The sequence below is a fragment of the Cryobacterium sp. GrIS_2_6 genome (genome assembly GCF_035984545.1).
GTDB lineage: Bacteria > Actinomycetota > Actinomycetes > Actinomycetales > Microbacteriaceae > Cryobacterium.
The window spans coordinates 3,953,512-3,966,073 of record NZ_JAXCHP010000001.1 but is presented as its reverse complement, the minus strand read 5'-3'; the positions used below and the strand labels follow the sequence as shown (position 1 = coordinate 3,966,073).

The following is a 12,562-nucleotide window of genomic DNA, read 5'->3' as shown; positions in this document are numbered from 1 at the left end:
GCGGGGCCTGGACCGCTCCGTGAGGAGCCGTCCAGGCCCGGCGATCCGCGGCGACCGGGGTCGTCACGAGGACGAACCCGGACAGTGCGGGTGCTTTAGACGCGGCGACGCTTCGGCGGACGGCAACCGTTGTGAGCCTGGGGCGTCACGTCGTTGATCGAACCAACCTCGAGGCCGGCGGCCTGAAGGGAGCGGATCGCGGTTTCGCGGCCTGAGCCGGGTCCCTTGACGAACACGTCAACCTTCTTCATACCGTGCTCCTGCGCCTGGCGGGCGGCCGACTCGGCTGCCAGCTGTGCGGCGAACGGGGTCGACTTACGCGAACCCTTGAAGCCAACTCCACCTGAGGATGCCCAGCTGATGACCGCACCGGTGGTGTCGGTGATCGAGACGATGGTGTTGTTGAACGTGCTCTTGATGTGGGCCTGGCCCACGACGACGTTCTTCTTTTCTTTCTTGCGCGGCTTCCGAACGGCCGACTTGGGTGCTGCCATGAATTTCTCCTGAATCCTAAAGGCGAGACGGGCCAGGCCGAGGCCTAGCGCGCCTTCTTCTTGCCGGCTACGGTGCGCTTCGGGCCCTTGCGGGTGCGAGCGTTGGTCTTGGTGCGCTGGCCGCGGACGGGCAGGCCCTTGCGGTGGCGGATTCCCTCGTAGCTGCCGATCTCGACCTTGCGGCGGATGTCGGCGGCAACCTCACGGCGGAGGTCACCCTCAACCTTGAAGGTTCCTTCGATGTAGTCACGGAGGGCGACGAGTTGCTCGTCGGTCAGGTCCTTGACTCGGATGTTTCCATCGATTTCAGTGTCGGCGAGGGTCTTGAGTGCCCTCGTGCGGCCAACACCAAAGATGTAAGTCAGTGCAACTTCCACGCGCTTATCGCGGGGAATATCAACGCCGGCTAGACGTGCCATTATGGCTTCTCCTGTATATGAGTGGAGGTCTGTAGCAGTGCCCGTTCATCGGCCTCCAACCGATGGTGTCCCCCCTCGCGGGGTTCCTGGCACTGCTATTTTCTGTATTCAGTTGAATCGTTCACCAGGGTGAGTCTGTCGGGTGACAGACTCCCACCGGCTAACCCTGACGCTGCTTGTGACGCGGGTTCTCGCAGATGACCATCACGTTGCCGTTGCGGCGGATGACCTTGCACTTGTCACAGATCTTTTTGACGCTGGGCTTGACCTTCATGGTGTGTCCTTGTATTCGCTGTCTTCGTACCCGCGGAATGCCGCGGGCCGTTACTTACAGCAACTTCTTACTTGTAGCGGTAGACGATCCGGCCGCGAGTCAGATCGTAAGGGCTCAGCTCCACGATCACGCGGTCCTCAGGAAGGATGCGGATGTAGTGCTGACGCATCTTGCCCGAAATGTGGGCAAGAACTTTGTGGCCGTTCGTCAACTCAACGCGAAACATCGCATTGGGAAGAGCTTCGACTACTGCGCCCTCGATTTCGATGACACCGTCTTTTTTGGCCATAACTCACTATCACTAGGTATTGATTGCTGGTCGTGCGGGGATATGGTGCTCTAGACACGCCGCAGGCGACGGCATCAGACACCAAGGATTTACTCTATGGTATGAAGTTGCCTTTTGGCAATTCTTCCCTATAATCCCTGGGCAATTGCTGCTGCCGCCGCCCGTTTCAGTGCGGAATCGTGCTGTTGTGTCGCTTCAGTGCCGATTGTGCTTTTTTGAGCCTGATGGGCCTAGAGCGTGCGCTGCACGCCCTCGACGACGGTGACCACGTCCGAGAAGAGCGGATGCGTCGCGTCGAGCCCGCAGACATCCGTCACGAAGCCCGCGGCCGTGAGGCTGCGAAGCTTGGCCTGGAGTTCGACGCTCTGCTCGTCGTCCGCCACATCGAAGCGGAGGGCTGCGCCGACCGCCTCGAGCAGTGCCGTCGGGCGGGTGCCGCGTTCGGCGATCTCCGCGGCGGGGCCGATGAAGCGTTCGTGCCTGCTGAGCTTGCGGAGCGGCTGGCGTCCGACGCGCTGCACTGTGTCGGGAAGGGCCGGGTTCTTGAACCGAACCAGGATCTTCTCGCGATAGGCGCGCTGGGCGGCTTCGGAGAGCCCGTGCTTGGCCACCAGGAGGGCGCTGGTCTCCTCCAGGACGCGCCGGGCGCCGTCAAGCACCTCGGGTACCAGGAGGGCGTCCGAGATCTTCGTGACGCCGGCAACGGAGCCGAGGTAAGCGACCGTTGCGTGGCCCGTGTTGACCGTGAACAGCTTGCGCTCGATGTAGGGCGCGAGGTTGTCGACGAAGGTCGCACCGGGGATCACGGGCACGGCGCCGTTGAAGGCGCCGCGTTCGATGACCCACTCGTAGAAGGCCTCGACGGTGACGTCGATGCCACTGCCGTCCGCCTGCCCGGGAACGATCCGGTCGACGGCTGTATTGGCGAAGGCGACGCGGGCATTGATGGCCGCACGATCTCCCTCTGCCACGTTGAGCCAGACCTGTTCCGCGAGCACGTCAGTCGCGTTGATCGCGTTCTCGCACGCCATCACGGCGAGCGGGGGCAGCGACGCTTCGCGGGCCGCGAGTCCGGCGGCGATGACCGGGGCCACGAAGCGCAGCACGGTCGGGCCGACGGCGGTCGTGACGATGTCGGCCGTCGCGATCTCCTGGATCAGGGCGGCCTCGTCGGTCGCACTGTTGATGGCGCGGAAGTTGTCGACCACGCGAGTGGTCGACTCCTCCCCCGCCTCATGCACCGAGTAGGTCGTCGCGGCCTTGAGGGCGTCGATCAGGGAAGCATTCACATCGGCGAAGACCACCTCGTATCCGGCGTCGTGAAGCAGGAGGCCGACGAATCCGCGACCGATATTGCCTGCACCGAAGTGAATTGCTTTCATTCTGCGTTGACCTCCTCGAGGAGAGCGTAAATCTCTCCTGCATTTCCTGCATCGATCAGTTTCTGTACTTCGTCCTCGTCCGAGAAGACGATGGCGATCTTCGAGAGGATCGCGAGGTGCTCGTTGTTGAGTCCCGCGATCCCGACTGCGAACCGAACAGGGTTGCCGTCCCAGTCGATGGGCGTGTCATAGCGGACGAGCGAGAGCGCCGAATGACGGATCGACTCCTTCGCCTCGTTCGTGCCGTGCGGGATGGCGAGAAAGTTGCCCATGTACGTCGACACGCTCGCCTCCCTGTCGAACATCGAGTCGACGTACGCCTGGGTCACGGCACCCGCGGCGACCAGCAGCGCGCCGGCCTCCCTGATGGCGTCGTTCTTCGTGGTGGCCGTTCCCGCGGCCATCACGTTGCCGGGCTCGAGGATCTGATCGGTCACAGTGTGGCCTCTGAGTCCGCCTTGCTCTGCAGCAATTCGACGACCTCGTCGTACTTCGGGCTGTTCATGAAGTTCGACACCGAAACGTGCACGGATGCCGGCGACTTCTGCTGAGCCCTCGCGGTGAGGTCCTGGTGGGTGATGACCAGGTCGGCGGTGCCGTCGAGGTTCGCGATGGCCTGGTTGGTCACCGTGATGCCTTCGATGCCTGCCTTCTTGATCTTGTTGCGGAGGACCGAAGCGCCCATGGCGCTCGAACCCATGCCGGCGTCGCACGCGAAGACGATGTTCTTCAGCTGGTGGCCTGCGGCGGCCGCGGTGGCGGCATCCGTGGTGCCCGCAGCGGCGAGGTTGCCGAGAACGCTCGAGGACTTGCCCTTCAGGGCTTCGGTCTTCGCGACGGCCTCGGTGAGGTCGTTGTCGAGCCCGGCGGCGATGTCGCGCTTGCGGCTGGCACGGAGGATGACGGAGGCGATCAGGAACGACACGGCCGCGGCGCCGATGACCGAGAGGACGACGCCGACGTAGCTGTCCGGTGCGGTCTGGAGAAGCACGGCGAAGATGCTGCCGGGCGAGGCCGGGGCGCGGAGGCCGGTGTGGAACGCGACGTTGATCGCGACGCCGGTCATGCCGCCGCCGATGGTGGCGAGGATGAGGATCGGCTTCATCAGGACGTAGGGGAAGTAGATCTCGTGGATTCCACCGAGGAACTGGATGATGATCGCGCCGGGTGCACTGGCCTTGGCCAGTCCGACCCCGAAGAAGGAGAACGCGAGGAGCAGGCCGAGGCCGGGGCCGGGGTTCGCTTCGATCAGGAAGAGCAGCGACTTGCCGGACTCAGCAACCTGCTGCACGCCGATCGGGGTGAACACGCCGTGGTTGATGGCGTTGTTCAGGAACAGCACCTTGCCGGGCTCGACGAGGATGCTCGCGAGCGGCAGCAGGTTGTTGGAGACGAGCCAGTTGACTCCGCCCTCCAGCGTGGTGCTGAAGCCGGTCACGACCGGGGCGATTCCGAAGAACGCGCCCAGGGCGAGGATGGCGCCGAGGATACCCGAGGAGAAGTTGTCCACGAGCATCTCGAAACCAGGGCGGATCTTGCCAGCCCACAGGCTGTCGAGCTTCTTGAGCAGCCAGGCGGAGAGCGGACCGACGATCATCGCACCGATGAACATCGGGATCGCGCTGCCGACGATGACACCCATCGTGGCGATCGACGCGATGACCCCACCGCGGACGCCGTAGACCATGCGGCCACCGGTGTTGGCGATCAGGAGCGGGAGCAGGTACAAGATCATCGGGTCGACCATCTTGGCGACGGTCTCGTTCGGGGTCCAGCCGGTCGGGATGAAGAACGCGGTGATGAGGCCCCACGCGATAAACGCCGCGATGTTGGGCATGATCATGCCGCTGAGGAAGGTGCCGAAGCGCTGCACGTGGACGCGCGCTCCGCCTCCGCTCTTCGTGTCAGTTGACGTCGTCGTCATTTCTCTGCCTTTCGTTGTGTGTTCGGGTTGTGATTGCGGGTGAGCGGTGAAACGACTCGCACGGACTAGTCCGTGTGAGAGAAGGTGGCGGCCAGCTTCGTCGCCGCCGCGCGAGCGGATGCCGCGCCGTCTGCCGCGAGGGCGACCGCGGCGAGTTGCCCGGCCTCCTCCGCGCTGAACCGGGCGAGTTCCGCCCGGACGTCGGAGAGTGCCGCAGAGGACATGGACAGGCTCGTGGCCCCTAGTCCGACGAGAACGACGGCGAGCAGTGGGTCCGCCGCCGCCTCTCCGCACACCCCGACCGGTTTGCCACGGGAGAGGCCGGCTTTGCCGACCTCTCCGATCAGGCGCAGGACCGCAGGGTGCCACGGGTTCTGGTAGCCCGCCACGGAACCGAGGAGGCGGTCGGCGGCGAGGGTGTACTGGGTGAGGTCGTTGGTGCCGATCGACGCGAAGTCCGCGTGCTGCAGGATGCGGTCGGCCAGGAGTGCTGCCGAGGGGATCTCGACCATGACGCCGGCCGTCTTGAGCCCGAGCTTGTGGGCGAGTTCCACGAAGTAGGTGGTCTCCTCGACCGTTGCGACCATGGGCGCCATCACCCAGACGTCGGCGTCGGTCGCGGCATCCGCTTCGGCGAGCGCGGTCAGCTGTTCGCGGAGGATGTCTTCGGAGGCGCGTAGGGCCCGCAGGCCGCGGAGGCCGAGTGCTGGGTTCTCCTCCTCTGCGTCGTTGAGGAACGCGAGCGGCTTGTCGCTTCCGGCGTCGAGCGCACGCACCACGACCTTCTTGCCGGGGAAGGCGTGCAGCAGGCGTGCGTACTGTTCCGCCTGCTCGAGGATCGTCGGTGCGTTCCGGGAGCCGAGGAAGAGGAACTCTGTGCGGAACAGGCCGACACCTTCCGCGCCCAGTTCGACGGCCCTCGCGGCGCCGTCGGCGGAGCCGAGGTTCGCGAGGAGCGGGATCGGGGTGCCGTCCCGGAGCACGCCGGGGCCGGTCGGGGCCTGGGCGCGCAGGGCGCGGGCACGGATGCGTGCTTCGGCCGTTTCGACCTCGGCCTCCGTCGGGGAGACGGTCACGGTGCCGGCTGCGGCGTCCACGATCACGAGGGTGCCGTCGGCGAGGTCGGTTGCCCCGGTGGCGCCGACGATCGCGACGATCGCCTTGTCGCGTGCGAGGATCGCGGTGTGGGAGGTCGGGCCGCCGTCACTCGTGACGAGACCGAGCACGCGAGTGAGGTCGAGCAGCGCGGTGTCGGCGGGGGCGAGGTCATGGGCGACGAGGATGAACGGTTCCTCCTGCTCCGGCACGCCGGGGGCTGCCCGGCCGCCGAGCTGGGCGATGACCCGCTGGGACACGTCGTCGAGGTCGGCCGCACGCTCGGCGAGGTACCCGCCGAGTTCGGTGAGCTGGTCGCGGAATGCGGAGAAGGCCTCGAACACGGCACGTTCCGCGGTCTTGCCGGTCGCGAGCCGTTCGGTGAGATCGTCGACGAGGGTGGGGTCCTCTGCCATCATGGCCTGGGCTTCGAGGACTTCCTGGGCCGCTCCGCCAGCGCGTTCGGCGCGAGCTTCGAGGTCGACGGCGACAAAACGCTGCGCGGACGCGGCGCGGGCGCCTTCGTCCTGCGGGGTGAGTGCGCTGGGGGTGTCGGTCGGCTCCGGGAGCGGTTCGGGCATCCGCAGCACCCGGCCGATGGCCACGCCCTGGCCGATGCCGGTTCCGGTCAGGTCGGTTCCGGACGTGGCGGATGCCGTCGCGAGGCTCATACCGCGACCCGCGTTTCGGAGGTCGCCGCGTCCGCGGCCGGCAGGTCGTAATCTGCGGCGAGCAGGGACACGAGGGTGTCGAGGGCGGCCCCGGCCCCGTCGTCGACGGTCGCAATGGTGACCTCGTCGCCGTTGCCGAGGCCGAGGGAGATCACGGCGAGGATGCTGGCGGCATTGACCGCCGTGCCGCCGGCCTTTTCGATGGTGACCTTGACGCCGGATTCGGCTGCCGCCTTGGTGAAGAGTTTCGCGGGGCGGGCGTGCAGGCCGTTCGCCGAGCCGATTCGAACTGTGCGTTCAATCATCGGTGGGGTTCCTTCCGGTGGAGAGTGGAGTGCTGTACTGGTCATGCCACGGCTGCGAGCGCCGCGTCGAGTGCTTCGACGCCGTCGCGGGCCGTGAAGATCGTGTCGGCCAGGAGCGCGCAGCCCACGCCGTGTTCGGCCGCCTGCGCCCGGATCTCGGGGAATCGTGCGGCCAGGTGCGGGCCGACGAGCAGGGCATCGATGCCGTCGAGGGCATCGGGGAGTTCTGTTTCGCTGGCCGCGGCGACCGTGGCGGCCAGGCCGCGCTCGGAAATGGTCCGGCGCATCCGCAGCGCGACGAAGGTGCTGGACGCGCCCGCACCACAGATCACAAGAATCCTCATTGACTCAGCCTTTCGGTGTTTCGACTCTTTCAGTTTCGTCCGATGGCCGGGCCTCGGCCAGTAGAGCTGTTTCCGCACCCCCGGAAACCCGGCTCGGGAATACCGGAGGGGTGCAGCATGATTGACTAACTAGGACAATGTGGAGTTTTGTGCGATGAGCGACAAACAAACGCGGATGCTGGAGTATCTGTCGCAGACGCCGGTCTGGGTGACCGCCGGCGAACTCGCCGACCACCTCGGGGTGACCCCTCGGACCGTGCGCAGTTACGTGACGAACGTGAAGGCGGCGGCGCATCCGCTCGACGTGATCGAATCGGGGACGGCCGGGTACCGGCTGGATCTCGAGGCGTACACCGTGTTCCGGTCCAGCCGCAAGCCGGTCGAACCGGACAGCAGGCAGAACCGGCTCTATGCCCTCGTCAGGCGGCTCACCGAGTCGGACAGCGGCCTCGACGTCTACAGCCTCGCGGCGGAGCTCTTCGTGAGCGATTCGACGATCGAGGCCGATCTCGCCCGGGTTCGGTCGCTGCTGCCGGAGACCGGGCTCACGCTCGGGAGGCGCGGCAGCGTCGTGACTCTTGCCGGATCGGAGACAGACCGGCGCCGGCTGCTCAGCCGGATGTTCCGCGAGGAGACCGCCCGCGGGATGCTCAACCTCGAGACCATCCAGCGCGAGTTCGCGTCGAAGAGCCTCAGCGCGTTCAAGACCGACCTGATCACCATGCTCGACGCCCAGGGCTATTTCGTGAACGAGTACGGCACCAACGACGTGCTCCTGCACGTGGCGATCGCTGTCGACCGCGTCACCAAGCGCGCCGCGCCGCTCCCCACCGAACCGGAGGCCACTCCCCGCGACGAGATGACCAGGGCCCTCGCCGTGCTCATCAAGCGGCACTTCGACGTCGAGCTCGCGCTCGGGGACCTTGACTACATCGGACTCCTCCTCACCACCCGGGTGATCACGCCGGGTCACGACCAACCGGCGAAGAAGCTCATCGAGAACTTCGTGCGCCCGGAGGACCTCGACACGGTCAGGCAGATCGTGACGCAGGCGAGCGAGGAATTCCTCGTCGACCTCACCGAGGAGACGTTCATCGTGCGGCTCACCCTGCACGTGCGGAACCTGATCAACCGCGCCCAAGACCGGTCATTCGCACACAACCCGCTCACCCGGTCCATCAAAACGGGCTACCCGATGATCTACGAGCTCGCGGTGTACATCGCGAGCAAGTTGCAGCGCCAGGAGCGGATCGTGATCAACGACGACGAGATCGCGTACATCGCGATGCACGTCGGCGCGCACCTGCAGCAGCAGTCCCGCCGGGTCGACCTCGTCAGCTGCGCGATCGTCTGCCCGAACTATTACGACATGCACGTCCTGCTGCGGGAACGCATCGAACGGGTCCTCGGCGATGAGCTCGAGGTCGTCTCCGTCGTCACGAGGAGCGACGTGGATTGGAGCGGACTCGAGGCCGACCTCGTGCTCACGACGATCGATCCGGGCAGCCTCGGCGACGGGATCATCGTCATCCAGCCGTTCCTGACCGAGGCCGATATCGAGCGGGTTCGGAAGGCCGCGAGCCGGGTGCGCCGACTGCGCAGGCGCGCGCATCTCAAGGACGACCTGCTGCAGTTCTTCGACGCCTCGCTGTTCTCGCACAACTTCTACGCGGACGACGAGGACGCCATGATCCGCGCGCTCGGCGATCGGATGGCCGCGCAGGGCATCATCGAACCGGAATACATCGACGGCGCGATCGAGCGCGAGCTGATGAGTTCGACGGCGTTCACCGACAACCTGGCGGTGCCGCACTCGATGTCGATGACCGCGAACCGCACGTCGATCGCGATCGTGATCAACGACACCCCGATGGACTGGGGAGAGGCACGGGTCAACGTCGTCGCCCTCGTGGCGTTCAGCGCCGAGGGGCGCAAGAGCTTCCAGGATGTCTTCGACCAGTTCGTCGAGGTCTTCTCCGACCGAAACGACGTGCAACGGCTGGTCCGCAGGTCGGTCGACTTCGCATCCTTCATCGACGAGCTCGTGCACCTGATGGACCAGTAGCCCTCAGGGGGAACCGGGGTCAGGCGAGCAGTTCGGCCCAGCCGCGCGATTTGAACGCGTGGATGGCGAGGTCAAGTGCCTCGTCGCCGTTCTGGGAGGCGAACACGGTGTCGGGCAGGAGCGCGACGCCGACGCCCCGCTTGATCGCCTCCGCGCGGATCTTCTCGTAACGGGGGGCCAGATACGGGCCGACGAGTAAGACATCGATCGGGTCCAATGACCCGGGAAGGTCGGATTCGCTGCCGGCGTGAACCGTCAGTTCGACGCCCCTTTCCTCACCGGTACGGCGCACGCGATGGGCGACGAAGGCGCTGGACGCCCCGGCACCGCAAACTACGAGAATCCTCATTGACCTGCTCATTTCTTCGGAGGGCTCTGCCCACTTCCATCTTCCCGCTAATCAGGGCCTTTGGCTAGCGGATGCCGCGCCCCGGCGCGCCGCCCGCCCGCCCGCCCGCCCGCCCGCGAGAGTTGGCGCAGCGAAGCGGCGGGGCGCTGGAGGGGGGTTAGGGGATGGGGACGGGGATGACGCCGAGGGGAGCGAGCTGGGCTGCGCCGCCGTCCTCGGCGGTGAGCACCCAGATGCCGTCCTTGTGCACGGCGACGCTGTGCTCCCAGTGCGCGGCCGCGAGGCCGTCACTCGTGGCGACGGTCCAGTCGTCGTCACGGACAAAGGTGTCGATCGATCCGAGCACGACCATCGGTTCGATGGCGACGACGAGTCCGGGCTTGACCTCCGGCCCCTTCTGGCGCACCCGGTAGTTGAAGACCGGAGGGGCTTCGTGCATGGACCGGCCGATGCCGTGGCCGACGTAGTCGGTCAGGATGCCGTAGCTGCCCTGCGACTCGATGTAGTCCTCGATGGCGTCGCCGACCTCGTTGAGGTACCCCGCCTCAGCGAGGCGGGCGATCCCGTGCCACAGGGACTGCTCCGTGACGTCGGAGAGTCTCTGACGTTCGGCGACGACCTCAGGCCTGCTCGGGTCCGGGATCACGAAGCTGAAGGCGGCGTCCCCGTTCCAGCCGTCGAGGATCGCACCGCTGTCGATCGAGACGATGTCGCCAGGGGCGAGGACACGGGCGCCCGGGATGCCGTGGACGACGTCCTCGTTCACGCTCGCGCACACCGTGTGAAAATAACCGTGCTCGAGCTTGAAGTTCGGCAGGCCGCCGCGGGCCACGATTGCGGTCTCAGCGGCCGCATCGAGCTCGAGGGTCGTGACACCGGCCCGCATCAGAGCGCGGGCCGCGTCGAGGGACGCGGCGGTCGCGAGGCCCGGTGCGATCATCAGCCGCAACTGTGCCGGCGACTTGTAGATGGATCGACGAAGGCTCATTGCCTGGTTCCCCGCAAACGGATCAGGACGCGCTCGGTGCGTCCGTATTGATGTCGACGGCGTGAAGCTCGCGCTCCGCGAGGGCACTCAGAATGCGCTCGGTCACCGCATCGACGGCACCGAGGCCGTCAACGGTGACAACGAGCCCGCGGGCCCCGTACACGTCGATAAGCGGAGCGGTCTGCTCCGAGTAAACCTCGAGACGGTGACGGATGACGTCGGCCGTGTCGTCCGCTCGACCCTGTTCGGCCGCGCGCTTGAGCAGACGGGCGACGACTTCGTCGGTGTCCGCTGAGATCTGGACGACGGCATCGAGTGCGGTGCCGTCGGCGTCGAGCAGGCGGTCGAGCTCGTGCACCTGTTCGAGCGTGCGCGGGTAGCCGTCCAGGAGGAAACCGCCCGCGGCATCCGCCTGGGCGAGCCGGTCGGCGACGATCTCATTGGTCAGCGAGTCTGGCACGTAGGCGCCCTTGTCCATGAACGCCTTGGCCTTGAGGCCGAGTTCGGTCTGGTTCGCCACGTTGAAGCGGAAGATGTCGCCGGTCGAGACGGCGGGGATCCCGAAGGCAGCGGCCAGGCGAACCGCCTGGGTGCCCTTGCCGGCGCCGGGCGGGCCGATCACGAGCAGGCGGGTCATCGGAGGAGCCCTTCGTAGTGACGCTGCTGCAGCTGGGAGTCGATCTGCTTGACCGTCTCGAGGCCGACACCGACGATGATCAGGATGCTTGCGCCGCCGAACGGGAAGTTCTGGTCGGCTCCGATCACTGAGAAAGCGATCAACGGCAGCAGGGCGATCAGGCCGAGGTAGAGCGCTCCGGGAAGGGTCACCCGAGTCAGCACGAAGTCGAGGTACTCGGCGGTCGGGCGTCCGGCACGGATGCCGGGGATGAATCCGCCGTACTTCTTCATGTTGTCGGCGACCTCTTCTGGGTTGAAGGTGATCGCGACGTAGAAGTAGGTGAACCCGACGATGAGCAGGAAGTACATCAGCATGTAGAGCGGGTGGTCGCCCTTGGTCAGGTTGTTCGTGACCCAGGAGACCCACGCCGCCGGGGCCTGTCCGGCGGCCGGCTGGTTGAACTGCGCGATCAGGGCCGGCAGGTACAGCAGCGAGGACGCGAAGATAACGGGGACGACGCCGGCCATGTTGACCTTGATCGGAATGTACGTGTTGTTGCCGCCGTATGTCCGGCGTCCGACCATCCGCTTGGCGTACTGCACCGGGATGCGTCGTTGCGACTGTTCGACGAACACGACGGCCGCGACGACGAGCAGTCCGACCGCGATCACGATCAGGAAGGTGTCGAGGCCCTTCTGGTTGAGGATCGAGCCGAGGGAGTTCGGGAAGCGCGCCGCGATGGACGTGAAGATGAGGAGCGACATGCCGTTGCCGATGCCGCGTTCGGTGATGAGCTCACCCATCCACATGATGACGCCGGTTCCTGCCGTCATGGTGATGACCATGAGCATGATGGCGTACCAGGCGTCGTTGGTGATGAGCTGAGAGCACTCGGAGCTGGAGGAGGTGCCGAACAGTGCGCCGCTGCGGGCGACCGTGATGAGCGTCGTCGACTGGAGGATGCCGAGGGCGATCGTGAGATAGCGCGTGTACTGGGTGAGCGTGCTCTGCCCGGACGCGCCCTCTTTGTAGAGGGTCTCGAAGTGTGGGATGACCACGCGCAGGAGCTGCACGATGATCGAGGCCGTGATGTACGGCATGATGCCGAGCGCGAAGACCGACAGCTGCAGCAGCGCGCCACCGCTGAACAGGTTGACGAGTTCGTACAGGCCGCTGGTGCCCTGGTTCGCCGCTAGACACGCTTGCACGTTTCCGAAGTCCACGAAGGGAGAGGGGATGAACGAGCCCAGTCGGAACAGAGCCACGATACCGAGGCTGAATCCGATTTTCTTGCGAAGGTCGGGCGTGCGGAAGATCCGCGCTATGGCGCTGAACAAAAGGCCT

Annotated in this window: 15 protein-coding genes; 1 reads left to right on the top strand and 14 read right to left on the bottom strand. The window is 65.9% G+C overall.

The window, feature by feature from the left end:
* Positions 1-95: 95 nt before the first annotated feature.
* The 10 genes from rpsK to RCH22_RS19145 all read right to left on the bottom strand — a co-directional run bounded on the left by rpsK (position 96) and on the right by RCH22_RS19145 (position 7,197).
* Entirely contained in the window at positions 96-494 is a 399-nt protein-coding gene (gene rpsK, locus RCH22_RS19190; RefSeq protein ID WP_327015202.1) for a 30S ribosomal protein S11, read from the bottom strand.
* Positions 495-538: 44 nt separating this feature from the next.
* Positions 539-913, bottom strand: coding sequence for a 30S ribosomal protein S13 (rpsM, locus tag RCH22_RS19185; RefSeq protein WP_134449910.1), 375 nt, complete (start codon positions 911-913; stop codon positions 539-541).
* Between the two features lie 160 nt (positions 914-1,073).
* Positions 1,074-1,187: a 50S ribosomal protein L36 gene (rpmJ, locus tag RCH22_RS19180; RefSeq protein WP_035834639.1), complete on the bottom strand. Its 114-nt coding sequence runs from the start codon at positions 1,185-1,187 to the stop codon at positions 1,074-1,076.
* A gap of 67 nt (positions 1,188-1,254) precedes the next feature.
* Positions 1,255-1,476, bottom strand: coding sequence for a translation initiation factor IF-1 (infA, locus tag RCH22_RS19175; RefSeq protein ID WP_022883252.1), 222 nt, complete (start codon positions 1,474-1,476; stop codon positions 1,255-1,257).
* 230 nt (positions 1,477-1,706) lie between these two features.
* The gene (locus RCH22_RS19170) at positions 1,707-2,858 is read right to left on the bottom strand and encodes a mannitol-1-phosphate 5-dehydrogenase (protein WP_327015201.1); all 1,152 of its coding nucleotides are present in this window, start codon (positions 2,856-2,858) and stop codon (positions 1,707-1,709) included.
* Complete coding sequence (locus RCH22_RS19165; RefSeq protein ID WP_327015200.1) at positions 2,855-3,295, bottom strand: PTS sugar transporter subunit IIA; 441 nt, start codon at positions 3,293-3,295, stop codon at positions 2,855-2,857. Before RCH22_RS19165 ends, RCH22_RS19170 begins: the two co-directional genes overlap by 4 nt.
* The gene (locus tag RCH22_RS19160; protein WP_327015199.1) at positions 3,292-4,782 is read right to left on the bottom strand and encodes a PTS mannitol transporter subunit IICB; all 1,491 of its coding nucleotides are present in this window, start codon (positions 4,780-4,782) and stop codon (positions 3,292-3,294) included. The genes RCH22_RS19165 and RCH22_RS19160 overlap by 4 nt, the downstream gene beginning before the upstream one ends.
* 65 nt (positions 4,783-4,847) lie before the next feature.
* The gene (ptsP, locus tag RCH22_RS19155) at positions 4,848-6,548 is read right to left on the bottom strand and encodes a phosphoenolpyruvate--protein phosphotransferase (RefSeq protein WP_327015198.1); all 1,701 of its coding nucleotides are present in this window, start codon (positions 6,546-6,548) and stop codon (positions 4,848-4,850) included.
* The gene (locus RCH22_RS19150; RefSeq protein WP_327015197.1) at positions 6,545-6,853 is read right to left on the bottom strand and encodes an HPr family phosphocarrier protein; all 309 of its coding nucleotides are present in this window, start codon (positions 6,851-6,853) and stop codon (positions 6,545-6,547) included. The genes ptsP and RCH22_RS19150 overlap by 4 nt, the downstream gene beginning before the upstream one ends.
* Before the next feature lie 41 nt (positions 6,854-6,894).
* Positions 6,895-7,197 carry a PTS IIB subunit gene (locus RCH22_RS19145; RefSeq protein ID WP_327015196.1) on the bottom strand — a complete coding sequence of 101 codons (303 nt, stop codon included), beginning with the start codon at positions 7,195-7,197 and terminating at the stop codon, positions 6,895-6,897.
* Positions 7,198-7,351: 154 nt separating this feature from the next.
* Between RCH22_RS19145 and RCH22_RS19140 the strand changes: the two genes are divergently transcribed.
* On the top strand, positions 7,352-9,262 hold the full coding sequence (locus RCH22_RS19140) for a BglG family transcription antiterminator (RefSeq protein WP_327015195.1): 1,911 nt from the start codon (positions 7,352-7,354) through the stop codon (positions 9,260-9,262).
* 19 nt (positions 9,263-9,281) lie between these two features.
* On the opposite strand, the gene RCH22_RS19135 is transcribed toward RCH22_RS19140, so the two are convergent.
* The 4 genes from RCH22_RS19135 to secY all read right to left on the bottom strand — a co-directional run bounded on the left by RCH22_RS19135 (position 9,282) and on the right by secY (position 12,555).
* Complete coding sequence (locus tag RCH22_RS19135; protein WP_327015194.1) at positions 9,282-9,611, bottom strand: PTS sugar transporter; 330 nt, start codon at positions 9,609-9,611, stop codon at positions 9,282-9,284.
* Between the two features lie 157 nt (positions 9,612-9,768).
* Complete coding sequence (gene map / locus RCH22_RS19130) at positions 9,769-10,599, bottom strand: type I methionyl aminopeptidase (RefSeq protein WP_327015193.1); 831 nt, start codon at positions 10,597-10,599, stop codon at positions 9,769-9,771.
* A 22-nt stretch (positions 10,600-10,621) separates the two neighbouring features.
* Entirely contained in the window at positions 10,622-11,236 is a 615-nt protein-coding gene (locus tag RCH22_RS19125) for an adenylate kinase (RefSeq protein ID WP_327015192.1), read from the bottom strand.
* Positions 11,233-12,555 (bottom strand): preprotein translocase subunit SecY, encoded by a 1,323-nt coding sequence (gene secY / locus RCH22_RS19120; RefSeq protein ID WP_134449900.1) that lies wholly within the window; start codon positions 12,553-12,555, stop codon positions 11,233-11,235. Before secY ends, RCH22_RS19125 begins: the two co-directional genes overlap by 4 nt.
* Between the last annotated feature and the right edge of the window lie 7 nt (positions 12,556-12,562).